Source organism: Thermanaerovibrio acidaminovorans DSM 6589, from assembly GCF_000024905.1.
In the GTDB taxonomy this organism is placed as follows: domain Bacteria; phylum Synergistota; class Synergistia; order Synergistales; family Synergistaceae; genus Thermanaerovibrio; species Thermanaerovibrio acidaminovorans.
This window is the reverse complement of the sequence record NC_013522.1, coordinates 1,741,113-1,755,716: the sequence shown is the minus strand read 5'-3', so window position 1 is coordinate 1,755,716 and position 14,604 is coordinate 1,741,113. Positions and strand designations below refer to the sequence as shown.

Sequence of the window (14,604 nt, the reverse complement as noted above, 5' to 3'; positions counted from 1 at the left end):
ACGTGCGGGAGCTGATGCCCCCGGAGCTGGTTAAGCTGGAGCTCCGGGGAAGGACGAAGGATGAGGTCATGGAGGAGCTGGCGTCCCTGGTGAAGGGGGCGGGCCTATTGGAGGACCTGGGGGGCTACATGGAGGCCCTTCGGGATCGGGAGGCCCAGGGCAGCACCTGGGTGGGCATGGGGATAGCCATCCCCCACGGCAAGTGCCGCCATGTGATCAGCCCCTTCGTGGCCTTCGGGCGCAGCCCCGGGGGGGTTGACTGGGACAGCCTGGACGGGGAGATGGCCCACCTGGTCTTCATGATAGGGGTCCCCGAGGAGGGGGCGGTGAACGAGCACCTCAAGATCCTCCAGGTCCTGAGCCGACGCCTTGTGGACGATGCGGTGAGGAGGTCCCTCTTGGGGGCATCCTCACCGCAGGAGGTTTTGGGGATCCTGGAAGGGTGAACGTCGTGGGTTGGTCCACGATCCTCCCCATGGAGGGGGTCTTCAAGGAGATGATATGGGGGGGTGAGCGGCTCCGGGAGCTCTTCGGCTACCGGATCCCCTCCGAGCGGACCGGCGAGTACTGGGCCATATCGGACCACCCGGAGGGCAGGAGCCGGGTCTCGGCGGGCCCCTTCCGGGGGCTCACCCTGGGGGAGCTGATGGGGTCCCACCATGGGCTTGGGGGACTTGGGGGGGACCGGTTCCCGGTGATGGTTAAGGTCATATCCCCCCTTCAGGACCTATCGGTTCAGGTACACCCGGACGACCGGATGGCCCGGGAGGAGGGGGACTGGGGGAAGCCCGAGGGGTGGTACGTGCTTGACTGCCCCCCGGGGGCCAGGATAGTTCTGGGGCACCGGGCGGGGGATCGCCGGGAGCTGGAGGAGATGGTGAGGGGCTCCCGGTGGGACCTCCTTCTCCGCTCCGTGGAGGTCTCCCCGGGGGACTTTGTATTCATCCCCCCCGGTACGGTGCACGCCCTCACCGCTGGTGTCACGGTGCTGGAGGTGCAGCGGACCAGCAACCTCACCTACCGGCTCTACGACTATGATCGACTGGGTCCCGATGGGAGGCCCAGGGAGCTGCACCTGGAGAGGGGCCTGAGGGCGGTCAAGGTGCCCCAGTGGGATCTCCATCTGGTCAGGGGCGGTGAGGCCCCCGGGGGGAGGAGGACCCTGTGGGATGGGGGGCCCTTCACGGTGGAGGAGCTGAGGGTGAGTCCCCAGGGGCTTTGCCTGGAGGTGTCCCGCCCCCTGTGCGTCAGCGTGGCGCGCGGATCCGGATGGGTCCTGGGGGACATCGAGGTGCCGGTGGCGGCGGGGGATCACCTGGTGGTCCTCCCCGGGGAGGTTAAGATGCGGGGGGCCTTCGACGCCGTGGCGGTCCGGGTGTGAGCGCGGGCGTGAGTGGGTGAGATGCCAAGGGCCCGGGATCCCGGGCCCTTGGCTCATAGCTTCACGTCGTTCAGGTTCTTCTGGGCCTTCACGATGGAGGAGATGATGGACGCCATGGACTTGAAGCGCAGGGTGGCCTCCTCCATTACCTTCACCGACTGGTTCATCTCCGTGGCGCCGGCGGAGATCTTGGTGCTGGCGGACTCCATTATCTGGTCCACCCGGCCCAGGAAGTCCTTGTTGGTGGAGAGGAAGTCCATGAAGCCCGTCAGGGAGGATCGGATCACCGAGAACATCTCGCTCACCCGCCGGACGTTCTCCATGGCCCCCTGGACCTGGGTGGAGATGGAGAAGACCCGGGTGGATATCTTCTCCGACGCGTCCTTGGTCTCGATGGCCAGCTTCTGGACCTCCTGGGCCACCACCGCGAAGCCCTTCCCGTGCTCCCCCGCCCGGGCGGCCTCGATGGAGGCGTTGAGCGCCAGCAGGTTGGTCTGCTTGGCGATCTTCTGGATCTCCTTGGCGATCTTCTCGATCTCCAGGAAGGAGTTCAAGGTCTCGAAAGTGGAGTCCACCGTCTTGGCCACGTCGGAGTTCATGCTCTCCATGTCGGTGCCGGACTTGCGGAGCTCCTCCTCCAGCTTGATGTTCATCCGGTTGATGTTCTCCACGTTGTCCCGGGCCTCTCGGCTGCTGCGCTCGAACTCCTGAACGATCTGGCCGAAGAGGCGCTCCAGGGACTGGAACTTGTCGGCGATCTCTCCCAGCTCCCGCTGGACGTCCATGACCCGACGGACCAGCACCTCGTCCAGCTGGGACATGAAGGAGTTCATTATGGTGCTGCTGAAGTGGGATCCCGCCAGGGATTTTATTACCTTAGGGGTCTCGCTCATCGGGTAGTATCCCCCCTCAGCGGGCAGAGAGCTTGCCCTGGGCGTTGTAGAAGTTGTCGATTATGTCCACCCCGCAGCGCAGGTCCTTTAGCCAGTTGAGGAACCGCCTGGCCGCCTCCCCCTTCATCACCGCCCCGTGCTGGGGGGCGATCACGTCGATGTCCAGCCGGGACACCATGTCCACCCACTTGCGGCACGCGGTGTTGGAGGCCATGTAGCGCTTGTGGAAGCCCTCCATGTACTGCACGTGGCCGTCGAAGTCCCGCACCTCCGGGTACCTCTTGCCGTGGGGGAACACCGCGGCCCCTATGTCCCCGGAGAAGAGGATCCGGCTCACCGGGTCGTAGAGGGAGAAGCATCCGGTGGAGTGAAGGAAGTGGCTGGGGATGAACTGAAGCTGGGTCCCGGATGCGAGGGTGAGGGTTCCGCCCCCGTCGGGTATGGGCACGATCCGGCGCTGGTCGTAGACGCCGAAGTGAGGCAGGAACCTGGTCCAGAGGCCCGATATGTAGACCTTGGCCCTCTCGGCGATGGGGAGCCACAGGGTGACCCCGGAGCTGACGTCCGGGTCCTGGTGGGTGTAGAAGATGTGGCGCACCTTGGATAGGTCCACCACCTCTGCCACGTTGGCCAGCACCCGGGGGAACACGTGGGCCCCGCCGGGATCCAGCAGGATCACCTCGTCCCCGTCCTGGATCATGTACTGGTTGGTCTGGACGTACCCCTCCTCCTCCTGCTCCTCCCATCCCAGGTGGAAGAACTTGTGGGTGGGGCTCTCGTAAAGCAACGTTGTGCTGAAAAGGCTCATGGCTCATCTCCCCTTGAGAGTTATCGTAAGTATTTTAGATTATGCCCCCCCGGTTAGCTAGAGGGGGGGACAATGTTATCAACCCTATTTCCCCGTCCCCGTCCATGTGGACGTCGAAGGGTCCCTGGTAGAGCCGTACCGCCGGGTGGGACCCGGTCTCAAAAGGGGAGGAGGCGAACCACTGGCGGTTGAAGCAGTTGCCGTCCTGGCCCTCGAAGACTGGGAGGTACAGGATCCCGTCGCTGTCCATGTCCAGGAAGAAGTGGGTGCCGTAGGAGAGGTCGGGGCTCATGCCGTAGGAGGGGAGGCTGAGCTCCACCAGGCAGGAGCAGTTGCATATCTGGGCGTAGGAGACTGGCACCCCCAGGGTGGGGTTGGTGCTTCCCCAGCGGCCGGGCCCGGCCAGGATGTAGCGTTGCCCATTGAGGTGTTGGTTCATCTCCCCCACCGCGGCGGCGGCCCTTGGGGGGTCCCAGTGGGACATGTAGGCCTCCGCGTCCACGTAGACCAGGTAGGGCACCTGGGTGAGCTCCCCGTTGCTCACCATCCGGTTCCCCTTGAGGATCACGGTTCTGCCCTCCAGGGGGGGGATCCTTACCTGGGCCATCTCGTCGTAGGAGGCCAGGGGCCTCATCTGGAGCAGATGCATGATCCCATCCTCGGTGTCGTAGGTGAACTCCATGTCCACCGGGCACCCCATCCGGGCCTCCATGAGGCCCATGAGCCGCCGGACCAGGTCGAACATGTCCCTGAACCTGGTGGGGAGGGCGTGGAAGGTGAAGATGGGCCTTGCGGGGCCATCGCTCTCCGACATGGTGGAGAGCAGCATGCCGTCGTGGTACTTCTCGATGAAGTGCCCCGCGTTCCGGTGGTGCCGGAGTATGGTGGGCAGGAACAGGTGGTTGAGCGACCCGGTGAGGAACGCCCGCTTGGCCAGGTCTATGTAGTCGAAGTCCACCTGGCTGGACTCCGCCACCTGCTCCGGGTTGTTGCCCTCGGGCCGCAGGTTGGGGTTGGTCAGGTAGAAGACCCGGGCGTTGCCCCGCTCCACTGTCCTGGTCCCCAGGCCGAAGCAGATCCGCATGACCCCGTCCTCCTTGCGGACCCGGGGGGTGGGCCGGCGGAAGACCCGGGAGAAGACCGTGCCGGATATCTCCGGGTAGTAGAGGTCCTGCCTCCTTCGGCCCACCACCGGCTGGACCAGGACCCCCATGGCCTCCATCCGGTCCCCCATCCGATGTTTGGCCCGGTAGGCCCGGGCGGAGGGGTTGAACAGGGAGAGCCAGACCCGCTTCATGGACAGCTTCAGCTCCTCCAGCCCCCGCTGGTCCGGGGTCCCGGAGGCCACGAAGCAGGTCTCGTACTTGCCCGCGAAGGACAGAGAGAGGGAGTCCTCCAGGAGGGAGCTGGACCGGACCGCCAGGGGGAGCCCCCCCGCCCTCTCCAGGATCCTCATGAGGTCCCACTCCAGGCCGGCGGGGACCTGGAGGTCCGCCGCCAGCCGGTCCAGGTCCGCCCCGGAGGGATCGTCGTAGAGCCAGTCCAGCCGGTTCATCTCCACGAAGTCGAAGAAGGGCTCGGTGGTGACCGAGAAGGAGAAGGCGGGGAAGGCCACCCGGTCCCTCAGGGTTGAGGCCTCCACCGCCGCCCGGGCGAAGGCTAGCCCCTTGGCCTTGCCCCCGCACCGGCCGTCCCCTATCAGCTCCCCCCGGTCCCGGTAGGACTCCTCCGGGTCGAACCGGACGAAGTCGGACCGGTGAAATCCCTCTAGGGGTTCAAGCGGTAGATCGTCCGGGGCCATGGTATAGCCTCCCTTATGTGCTTAAGGCCGCATATCCACGCCACCGCCCGCTCGATCCCCATGCCGAAGCCGCTGTGGGGGAAGGAGCCGTAGCGCCGGATGTCCAGGTACCAGGAGTAGGACTCCTCCGGCAGGTTGTGGGCCCTTATGCTGGAGAGCAGCAGGTCCAGGTCGTCCTCCCTCTGGGAGCCGCCGATGATCTCCCCGTAGCCCTCCGGGGCTAGCAGGTCGTCGCAGAGCACCAGGTCCTCCCTCTCCGGGTGCTGTTTCATGTAGAAGGCCTTCACCTTCTTGGGGTAGCACTCCACGAACACCGGCCGCTGGAACTGCTGGGTCAGCATGGTCTCGTCGTCCCCGCCGAAGTCGTCCCCGTAGGGGATGTCGCTGCCCAGTTTGTGCAGCAGCTTCACCGCCTCATCGTAGGTTATGTGGTGGAAGGGGCCGTCCACCGCCCTGGCCAGGGCGTCCACGTCCCGCTCCAGGAATACCAGGTCCTTCTCGTGGTGCTCCAGCACCTCCTTGACCAGGTGGGACACCATCTCCTCCTGGAGGGCCATGTTGTCCCGGTGCTCGAAGAAGGCCGCCTCGGGCTCGATCATCCAGAACTCGGTGAGGTGCCGCCGGGTCTTGGACTTCTCCGCCCGGAAGGTGGGGCCGAAGCAGTAGACCCGGCCGTAGGCCGCCGCCGCCGCCTCCAGGTAGAGCTGTCCCGTCTGGGCCAGGTAGGCCTTCCCCAGGTCGAAGTAGTCCAGCTCGAAGAGCCCGTCGGCCCCCTCCCCTATGGAGCCCGTGAGGATGGGGCTGTCCACCAGCATGAAGCCCTTGGAGTGCAGGAAGTTCCTGCAGGAGAGGATAACCCGGTCCCGGATGGCCATGATGCACCGCTGCCGGCGGCTGCGGAGCCACAGGTGCCTGTGGTCAAGCAGGAAGTCGATCCCGTGCTCCTTCTTGGATATGGGGTACTCTAGGGTTGGGTTGGATACGATCCGGAGGTCCGTGACCCCCAGCTCGAACCCCGACGGGGCCCGGTCGTCCCGCCGCACCGTCCCCTCTATCTCCACCGACGCCTCCAGCCATAGGCTCTTGGCGGCGGCGAAGAGCTCCTCGCTCACCGAGCTCCTCTCCATCACCGCCTGGATGAACCCGGATCCGTCCCTCACCTGGAGGAAGTGGATCTTGCCGGAGCTTCGCTTGTTGTAGACCCAACCCTTTATGGTGACCCTCTTCCCCTCGTGGGGGGCCAGCTCACAAATCCTTATCCATGGGGCTTCCATACGATATACCTCCCGTCTGGCCGTTGGCACTAGGTCTGGAATATAAATGTATAATACACTAGCGGAGGCCCGGGTCCAAAGGGCCATACTTCTTTTCTGGGGGAAACCGATGGATATACCTCGTCTTGTGATAGCGGAGGAGCGCACCGGATACGTTCCCGTGGGGGTCATCTTGGCGGCGGCGCTGAAGCAGCGGGGCTACCGGATACGGCTCTTCTCGTCCCACCGGGACGAGCGGGTGATCCGCCTTTTGGAGCTTCTGACCTCCCAGCGGTGTTACCACCTGGATCTGGACTGTCTGGGCAACGTGGCCCGGCTTAGGGCCCTCTTCCAGGCCGCCTCCGGGCAGTCGGATCTCAGCCTGGTCTTGAGTCCCCTGGGGGAGATGGGGCGCGGCGACCGGTTCGTGTTGGACGACCACACCCTGCGCCTGGTGGACGCGCTGGAGAGCCCCATCTTGCCGGTGATGGGGGGTGACACCTCCGCCTTCGTCACCGCCGGCCGGTCCGCCAAGGTCTTCGAGGCGTTGCCCAAGGGGAGGGTGGTATCCTTCATGTTCGTGGGGGTCCCCAACCCGAGGGAGTACCAGTTGCTGGACCGGGAGCTGGGCAGGCGGTGTCCAGTGATGAGCCTGGGCTACCTCCCCAGGGACTTCCTCCGGGAGATGCCCCCCATGGACCAGCTCTGCTCCTCCCCGGTGCCGTCCCTGGCGGTGGGGCTCAAGACCCTGTCCGCCCGGCTCCAGTCCATGGAGCACCAGCTTCTCTGGCCCGCCTTCGGCGCCCTGGCCACCCAGGAGCCCAAGTGGAGGGAGGCGGAGATGCCCCAGGAGCTGTCCTCCCGTCCCATGGTGGCGGTGCTGAAACACCACTCCCTGTCGCTCTCATCGGGGAACGCGGAGGCCCTGCTGTCCGCCATGGGCTGCTCCCTGGTGCCCGTGCCGGTGGAGGGTGGGGCCCTGCCGGACCGGTTCGACCTGCTGCTGGTGCCTCATGGCCCGGCCCACCTGGGTCTGTTAGAATTGCTGGATAACCGGGGGCTTTGCGAGTCCCTGGCCAGGGCCTTCCTATCCAGGCCGGTGCTGGCCGACGGGGGAGGGGCCATGCTGATGGGCCGCTCCATCCTGTCCCGGGGAGGGGTCATGAAGGCCCTATCGTTGCTCCCCTACGACTCGGTCCCCTTCGACGGGGAGGGGGCCATGGAGAGCCGGGTGGTGAGGGCCCTGGAGGACGGGCCGCTCCTGAACAAGGGGGATGTGGCCCTCGGTATCCGGAGCCCCTGGTCGGGCTTTACGAGGGCCAGGGATAGGGAGGGGGCCTGGCAGGTGGAGTATCCCAAGGGTGGAGTGGAGGGGATGGACGGCTGGAGCCTCGGCAAGGGGATCTGTTCGTCCTTGAGGCTGGAGCTTTGGAGCTGCGTGGGGCGGGTCCGCCGATGGCTGTCCTGACCGGGCCCCGGCGGTTTCCTTTTTAGGGGGGGTTAGATGAGGGAGGATGACATGGGCTCCTTGGGGCCCCAGTTGCTGGCTGAGGCCCAGAGCCTTTCGGAGCTCATCATAGGCTGGCGTCGGGAGCTCCATCAGTTCCCGGAGCTGGCCTTCGAGGAGAACATAACCGCGAGCCGGGTGGTCCAGGCCCTCTCGTCCATGGAGGGGGTCCAGGTGGTTCGGGGGATCGGTAGCCCCACGTCGGTGGTGGGGGTTATCCGGGGGGATCTGGACGCCCCCGCCCTGGTTATCCGGTCCGAGATGGACGCCCTTCCTTTGGAGGAGGAGACGGGCCTTCCGTTCTCGTCCTGCATGCCCGGGGTGATGCACGCCTGCGGGCACGATGCCCACATGGCCTCCCTGCTGGGGTGCGCCATGGTGCTCTCCCGGAGGGCGGGGGAGCTGAAGCGGCCGGTGGTGCTCCTCTTCCAGCCCGCCGAGGAGGGGCGGGGGGGCGCCAGGGCCCTGGTTGAGGGTGGTCTGCTTAAGCGTTTCAACGTGGGTTTCGTGCTGGGGGTCCTCATGTGGCCTCACCTGGAGTACGGGCATCTGATGACCCGCAAGGGGGTCATGACCGCCCTGTCGGACCGGATCCACCTGGAGATCCGGGGGGTGGGGGGCCATGCGGCGGCCCCCCATGACGCGGTGGACCCCATTGTGGTGGCCTCCCACGTGGTGCTGGGTATCCAGAGCCTGATCTCCCGGGAGATGGATCCGCTTAAGGTGGCGGTGATCTCCTTTGGCCAGATGGAGGCGGGCTATGCCTACAACGTGATCCCCGACGAGGCCCACCTTTGGGGCACCCTTCGGGCCTTCGATTTGGAGGTGCGGGACCGGCTGAAGGCCCGGCTGGAGGAGATGGTGCCCGCCATGGCCCGGGCCTACAGGGCCTCCGCGTCGGTGGAGTACGCCAAGAACTACCCGTCGGTCTACAACGACCCGGACCTGGTGGACCGGGTGATGGACGCGGCGGGGCGGTTCTTCGGCCCCGATGGGCTCCACCAGATGGAGTTGCCCCTCCTCTCCGGGGAGGACTTCTCCTTCTACTCCATGGAGGTGCCCTCGTGCCTGATGTTGCTTGGCACCGGGATGGAGTGTAGCCTCCACCACCCCAGGTACGACGTTCCGGAGGAGCTGATGCCCCTCATGACCGCCTGGGAGGCTTACGTGGCCCTCAGCCTCTGAGATGGAGGCTCGGGCGGGGTTCTACGATAACTGACACGCTGGAGGATGGGACGTGCGTAGACTTGACGATGCGATCCTGGAGAGGCTGTCCAGGGGGAGCGGGGAACACTGCCTTTGGTGGCAGGGGGCCTGGTGGTCCCGGGAGGCCCTTTGGGGCTTAGCGGAGGAGTGTTACGGGGCCCTGAAGGCCAGCGGCTTCGGGGAGGGCATGCGACTTGGGCTGTGCCTTCCCAACGGGCCGAGCCTCCTGGCCCTGTCCCTGGCGGCCTGGATGGCGGGGGGCACGGTGGTGCCCCTGAACTGGAAGGGGCTGGATCAGGAGACGCTGGATGGTTTGGACCTGTTCGCCCTGGTGGACTCCGGGGACTCCCGGGTGGGCTACCGGTCGGTTCCGGTGGTGACATTGGAGCACAATGGGGGGATCCCGGAGTTCGCCGGGCGACGATGCGGCGTCACCGACCCGGACCTGGCGGTGATATTCGCCACCTCGGGCACCACCGGCAAGCCCAAGCTGGTGCCCCTGACCCACGGGAACCTGTTTCACAACGCCCAGGCCTGCGTGGAGCACGTGGAGGACCTGGAGGAGGACGACGTGTTCCTCAACGCGTTGCCCAACTATCACGCCCTGGGGTTCACCGTCTGCGGGCTGCTGCCCCTGCTCTTCGGCTTCCCCCAGGTGATGGTGTCCTCCTTCATGCCCCCCGAGGGTACCATGGACGCCATGCGGAAGGGGGGGGTGACGGTCCTGCCGGCGGTTCCCATCATGATCTCCATGCTGGTGGGGGCCTTCGCCCGGAAGGGGGCGGTTCCCAATGGGCTAAGGGTGATCATATCCGGCGGGGACCGGCTTCCCCGGCGGCTGGACGAGCGGTGCCAGCGGGTCCTGGGGGTGCCGGTCCTGGAGGGCTACGGCCTCACGGAGACGTCGCCGGTGCTGACCGTCAACCCCTCGGTGGCCCGTCGCCGGCCCGGCACGGTGGGCACCTTCCTCCGGGGCGTCCAGTACCGGGTCCTTCGGGAGGATGGCACCGAGGCCAGCCCGGGGGAGACGGGCCGGCTGTTCGTCAAGGGGCCATCGGTCTTCGGAGGCTACTTTGGGGACCAGGCCCTTAACCGGCGCAGGTTCGTGGACGGCTGGTTCGACACCGAGGACCTGGTGCGGGTTGACCAGGACGGTTACGTTACGCTGGAGTCCCGGGTGGGGGACCTGATAATAGTCGGGGGCTTCAACGTCTATCCCCGGGAGGTGGAGGCGGTGCTCATGGAGCACCCCAAGGTCCGGGAGGCGGCGGTGGTGGGGGTCCCCAACCCCTTGAGCGGCCAGGCGGTTAAGGCCTTCGTGGTCCCCCGGAACGGGGAAGTCCCGACCCTGAGGGAGATCGCCGAGTTCTGCCGGGAGAGGCTCCCCCACTACAAGGTCCCCCGTCAGCTGGAGGTGGTGGACCACTTCCCCCGCTCCAGCATAGGGGAGGTCATCAAGAAGGAGCTGAAGGGCCCATGAGCTTCGGGGTGGAAACGGAGTTCCTGGATCCCGCCAGCGGGGTGCCGGAGGAGGTCCTTTCCCTCCTCTACGCCGAGGGGCTGCGGTTCGAGGGGGCGGACGTGACGGTGCTTCTCCGGATGAACCGCCGTCCGGCGGCCACCGCGTCCCTGGACGGTCAGGTCATAAAGATGGTGGCGGTGGACCCGGAGTACCGCTCCATGGGCCTCTCCGCCCAGGCGGTGTCCCGGCTCCTGGAGTGGGCCCGCCCCCGGGGGATGGGGCACTTCTTCGTTTACACCAAGCCGTCCGAGGCGGACAAGTTCGAGTCCCTGGGATTCTGCCAGATAGGCTCCTCCCCCGGTGCGGTGCTCCTGGAGATGGGGCGTCCCAACGCGGAGGACTTTCGAAGGGGACTGGAGGAGCTTAGGCTGAGGGTGGGGGTGGAGGAGTCCTCCGCCATCGTGATGAACGCCAACCCCTTCACCCGGGGACATCGGTACCTGGCGGAGCGGGCCTCGTCCGCGTCGGAGCACCTGTTCGTGGTGGTGGTCCGGTCCGACAGATCCTCCTTCCCCTTCGAGGACCGGATCCGGATGGTCCGGCTCGGGCTGGAGGACCTTGGGAACGTCACGGTGGTGGACGGGGGGGACTACGCGGTGTCCTCCGCCACCTTCCCCACCTACTTCCTCCGGGACCCCTCCATGGAGGAGGTTATCCGGATCCAGACCAGGCTGGACCTGGACCTCTTCGGCCGGATCTTCGTCCCCGCCCTCCGGATCCGGAGCCGTTTCGTGGGGACCGAGCCCTACTGTCCCGTCACCGGCCTTTACAACCAGGCCATGAGGGAGGTGCTCCCCCGTTTCGGGGTCCAGGTGGTGGAGGTCCCCCGGCTGGAGGAGGGTGGATCGGCGGTGTCCGCCTCCCTGGTCCGGCGGGCCATGGCGGAGGGGGACCCGAGGGGCCTGGAGGCGTTGCTCCCCCCCACCAGCTACCGGTACATCATGGACAACTGGGACAGGCTGAGGGAGCGGGTCCTGTCCTCCAAGGGGGGCCACTGATGCTGGAGGTGCCCCTGGATCGGACGTCCCAGGTGCCCCTTCACCGGCAGCTGAGCGGGCACCTGAGGCGGCTCATTCTATCCGGTGCCCTGCCGCCGGGGGAGCGGTTGCCCTCCTACCGGCAGATGGCCCAGGGGCTCTCGGTGAGCAGGAGCACCGTGGAGGAGGCCTACTGCGAGCTGGAGGCGGAGGGTCTTCTGTGCCTGTCCCCCAGGAGGGGGGTCTTCGTGGCCCCCCTGTCCCGCTCCTCCCCCCAGCGGCGGGGTTGCGAGGAGGTGCTGGACCTGGGCTCCGACGAGCCCATGGGGGAGCTGGTGCTCCGGCACCCCATGGGGCGGGCGGTCCGCTGGGCCCTTGGGGACCAGGCCCCCAGCGATGGGGACGTGGCGGGCCTGTGGGGGCTGAGGGCATCCCTTTCCAGGTACTCCGCCCGGCGGGGGATCGCCTCCCGGGAGGGGGACGTGGTGGTCACCTCCGGTGGCAGGGAGGGGCTATCCCTCTGCCTCTGGGCCCTGAAGGAGGCGGGGGTGAGGCGCCTGTGGGTGGAGCGTCTCACATACCCCTACGCCTTCGTCCAGGCGGGCCTTCTGGGGCTTCATGTGGTCCCCTTCGCCCGGGTGGAGGACCTGGCAGGGGCGGGGGTGGAGGACGGGGTCTACCTGGTGCCCAGCTTCCATAACCCAACCGGCCGGACCATGAAGGCCCCGGAGAGGCGGGCGGTGCTGGAGATGAGCCACCGCCAGGGGTTCAAGGTCCTGGAGGACGACACCTACGGGGAGCTGCGGTACGGCCCCGAGAGCGTCCCGGCCCTCAAGGCCATGGAGGGCTCAGACCAGGTGCTCTACGTGGGCTCCCTCTCCAAGGGGCTGTTCCTGCCCATGAAGCTGGGCTACCTCGTATGTCCTGGGTGGGCGGCGGAGGCGGTGCTCAGGGTAAAGGAGCCCCTGTTCGGCCCCGCACCCCTCCTGTCCCAGCGGATAGCCCTGGGCCTAATGGACTCCTGGGAGGTGGAGCCCATCCTGGAGGCCAACCGGGGGGCGGTGCGTTGCAGGATGGAGGCCCTCTGCTCCCCATTGGGGATCCAGATGCCCGAGGGGGGCATCTTCGCCTGGCTTGACCTGTCGGTGGATGGGGATGAGTTCGCCAGGGAGGCGCTGAGGCTTGGGCTTCGGGTCTCACCCGGGTCCCGGTTCTCCCCCCGGGGGGAGCGGGTGATGGGGGTGCGGCTGTCTGTCCTCTCCGCCCCGCCGGAGGAGCTGCGGCGGGCGGCGGGGGAGCTGAGGGGCCTGGTGGAGCGTCTGTCGTGAGGCCCCTTGAGGCGGTCCTGGCCGCCCGGGAGGGGCGGCTACGTCTAAGGAAGGGCTTCGCGGGGCCCTGGGCGCTGGTTCACGGGGGGCTCAACGTCCCCGGCTGGCCCAAGAGGCTGCCCGGGGACCTCAAGGTCCTCCGGTGGGCGGTTGGTGAGGCCCTCAGGGGGATCGGTCACCGGGAGCTGTGGGCGGGGGTGGACTCCCTGGGGGCCCAGGTGCTGGTGGCGGCGGAGGCGGACCCGTTGGAGGTGAAGGCCCGTTGCGCCGCCCTGGAGGAGGCCCTCCCCTTCGGGAGGCTCCTGGACCTGGACGTGTTCGCCGGCTCGGACCCCTTGAGGTCCCTCAAGAGGGGCCAGGTGGGGCTACCGGAGAGGCGGTGTCTGGTGTGTAACCGTCCCGCCAAGGAGTGCGCCGTGGCGGCCAGGCACCACCCGGGTACGTTAAGGCGTAGGGCCCTGGCCCTCTGGGGGCTGAGAGGTCAGGTCCTTGATGTAGATCCTCCAGAGCCGCAGGGCCAGCAGGGCGCACATCGTCCCCCCCGCCAGACCCCAGATCATGTAGGGCCAGTTGGGCCTGCCGGAGACCACGTAGGCCATGAGGCCCCCCAGGGCGTATCCGTAGGCGGTGACGCTACCGATCGAGAGGATCAGGACCAGGAGCCGCAGGTTCATGCCCGGTCCATCTCCCGCAGGGTCTCGCCGATGCGCTCCGCCGCCTCCGTGAGCTCCTCCGGGGAGCACCAGGAGTAGGAGAGCCGGAGGAAGGAGTCCCTGGCCCCCTCCACGTTGGGCCAGAAGGCCCGTTCGGGCACGGTGGCCACCTTCTTGTCCTTTACGAGCCTGAGGGCCACCTCCGATGCGCCCTCCACCGGCAGGTTGAGGAAGCACCCTCCCTTGGGGGAGTGGAAGGTGAGGCCCTGGGACGATAGCCCCTCCGCCAGGGCCTGCCGGCGGACCCGGAGGAAGGATCGGACCCTTTCCAGCTGGGGTCCCATGTGGCCCTCCTTGAGGAACTGGAGGGCCAAGGCGGAGTCCGCGGCGGGGAGGGATATCATGGTCATCTCCTGGAGCTTCGCCAATCCCTCCACCAGGCTTGGGTGGCCCATGAGCCAGCCCAGCCGGATCCCGGGGGAGAGGATCTTGGAGAAGGAGCCCAGGTAGACCACCAGTCCGGTCTCGAAGCCCAGCTGGGGAATCTCCGCCCGGCAGTTCCGGTCCACCGGGTCCAGGTCGAGGAGCCGGTAGGGGTCGTCCACCGCCACCAGGAAGCGGTACCTATCGGCCAGGTCCATGAGTCGGGCCTGGCGCTGGGGGCTCATGGAGCAGCCTGAGGGGTTCTGGTGGTTGAGGATGGTGTAGACCATCTTGACGGGCCCCTTGGTCCTCAGGTGTTCCTCCAGCCTGTCCAGGTCCATGCCGTCCTGGTCCACCGGGATGGGGACCAGCCTGGCCCGGTGTCTCAGGAGGGTGCACCAGGTGTCCGGGTAGCAGGGGGCGTCGAAGGCCACCGGGTCCCCCCCTTGGAGCATCGCCTGGCAGAGGAGGTGGAAGCCGTACTGGGACCCCAGGGTCATCATGATGTGGGCCTCCGTGGCCTCCCGGGGGGCTATGCCTAGGGACGCCTGCCAGGCGAGCACCTGTTGCCTAAGGGCCCCCAGGCCCCGGTTGCTGCCGTAGAGCAGGGCCCTCGGATTCTCCGCGATGCCCCGGGCGGAGCACCGGGAGATCAGGTCCACGTCCATGGCGTCCAGGGATGGCTGCCCGGAAGTGAGCGGCAGGGCCCGGTTCTCCAGGCCCAGGCGGATGTACTCCACCAGGGGGGAACTGTGGATCGGGAAGCTATTTGCCAGTTCCTCCGGATGGATCAAGGGTAACACCTCCAATCGTTTAATTTGGGATCCCGGGCGGGTCTTGTGTACGGGAGAG

General features: G+C 67.0%; 13 protein-coding genes. 8 read left to right on the top strand and 5 right to left on the bottom strand.

Annotation, left to right across the window (positions count from 1 at the left end):
- Positions 1-2: 2 nt before the first annotated feature.
- Together TACI_RS08720 and TACI_RS08715 are read left to right on the top strand one after the other, a co-directional pair.
- Positions 3-446 (top strand): PTS sugar transporter subunit IIA, encoded by a 444-nt coding sequence (locus tag TACI_RS08720; RefSeq protein WP_242601218.1) that lies wholly within the window; start codon positions 3-5, stop codon positions 444-446.
- Positions 443-1,381, top strand: a complete 939-nt coding sequence (locus TACI_RS08715; RefSeq protein WP_012870404.1) for a type I phosphomannose isomerase catalytic subunit — start codon at positions 443-445, stop codon at positions 1,379-1,381. The genes TACI_RS08720 and TACI_RS08715 overlap by 4 nt, the downstream gene beginning before the upstream one ends.
- A gap of 53 nt (positions 1,382-1,434) precedes the next feature.
- Here TACI_RS08715 and TACI_RS08710 read toward each other — a convergent pair whose 3' ends face one another.
- The 4 genes from TACI_RS08710 to asnS are packed head-to-tail and all read right to left on the bottom strand — an operon-like array spanning position 1,435 to position 6,157.
- The gene (locus TACI_RS08710; protein ID WP_012870403.1) at positions 1,435-2,274 is read right to left on the bottom strand and encodes a methyl-accepting chemotaxis protein; all 840 of its coding nucleotides are present in this window, start codon (positions 2,272-2,274) and stop codon (positions 1,435-1,437) included.
- A 16-nt stretch (positions 2,275-2,290) separates the two neighbouring features.
- Entirely contained in the window at positions 2,291-3,082 is a 792-nt protein-coding gene (locus TACI_RS08705) for an oxygen-binding di-iron domain-containing protein (RefSeq protein WP_012870402.1), read from the bottom strand.
- 34 nt (positions 3,083-3,116) lie between these two features.
- Positions 3,117-4,883 carry a PEP/pyruvate-binding domain-containing protein gene (locus TACI_RS08700; protein WP_012870401.1) on the bottom strand — a complete coding sequence of 589 codons (1,767 nt, stop codon included), beginning with the start codon at positions 4,881-4,883 and terminating at the stop codon, positions 3,117-3,119.
- Positions 4,850-6,157, bottom strand: a complete 1,308-nt coding sequence (gene asnS, locus TACI_RS08695; RefSeq protein ID WP_012870400.1) for an asparagine--tRNA ligase — start codon at positions 6,155-6,157, stop codon at positions 4,850-4,852. The genes TACI_RS08700 and asnS overlap by 34 nt, the downstream gene beginning before the upstream one ends.
- A gap of 109 nt (positions 6,158-6,266) precedes the next feature.
- Here asnS and TACI_RS08690 point away from each other — a divergent pair, with 109 nt between their 5' ends.
- Genes TACI_RS08690 through TACI_RS08665 form a run of 6 tightly spaced genes read left to right on the top strand, consistent with a single transcriptional unit; the run spans position 6,267 to position 13,428 of the window.
- Positions 6,267-7,604, top strand: coding sequence for a hypothetical protein (locus tag TACI_RS08690; RefSeq protein WP_012870399.1), 1,338 nt, complete (start codon positions 6,267-6,269; stop codon positions 7,602-7,604).
- 36 nt (positions 7,605-7,640) lie between these two features.
- A complete protein-coding gene (locus tag TACI_RS08685; RefSeq protein ID WP_164925251.1) occupies positions 7,641-8,828 on the top strand; it encodes a M20 metallopeptidase family protein in 1,188 nt (395 codons plus the stop codon).
- A 52-nt stretch (positions 8,829-8,880) separates the two neighbouring features.
- Complete coding sequence (locus TACI_RS08680; protein WP_012870397.1) at positions 8,881-10,329, top strand: long-chain-fatty-acid--CoA ligase; 1,449 nt, start codon at positions 8,881-8,883, stop codon at positions 10,327-10,329.
- Positions 10,326-11,369: a [citrate (pro-3S)-lyase] ligase gene (citC, locus tag TACI_RS08675; RefSeq protein ID WP_012870396.1), complete on the top strand. Its 1,044-nt coding sequence runs from the start codon at positions 10,326-10,328 to the stop codon at positions 11,367-11,369. The genes TACI_RS08680 and citC overlap by 4 nt, the downstream gene beginning before the upstream one ends.
- Positions 11,369-12,676: an aminotransferase-like domain-containing protein gene (locus TACI_RS08670; protein ID WP_012870395.1), complete on the top strand. Its 1,308-nt coding sequence runs from the start codon at positions 11,369-11,371 to the stop codon at positions 12,674-12,676. Before citC ends, TACI_RS08670 begins: the two co-directional genes overlap by 1 nt.
- Complete coding sequence (locus TACI_RS08665) at positions 12,673-13,428, top strand: citrate lyase holo-[acyl-carrier protein] synthase (protein WP_012870394.1); 756 nt, start codon at positions 12,673-12,675, stop codon at positions 13,426-13,428. Before TACI_RS08670 ends, TACI_RS08665 begins: the two co-directional genes overlap by 4 nt.
- Here the strand turns inward: TACI_RS08665 and TACI_RS08660 are convergent.
- On the bottom strand, positions 13,347-14,555 hold the full coding sequence (locus tag TACI_RS08660; RefSeq protein WP_423218567.1) for an aminotransferase-like domain-containing protein: 1,209 nt from the start codon (positions 14,553-14,555) through the stop codon (positions 13,347-13,349). The genes TACI_RS08665 and TACI_RS08660 overlap by 82 nt on opposite strands.
- Between the last annotated feature and the right edge of the window lie 49 nt (positions 14,556-14,604).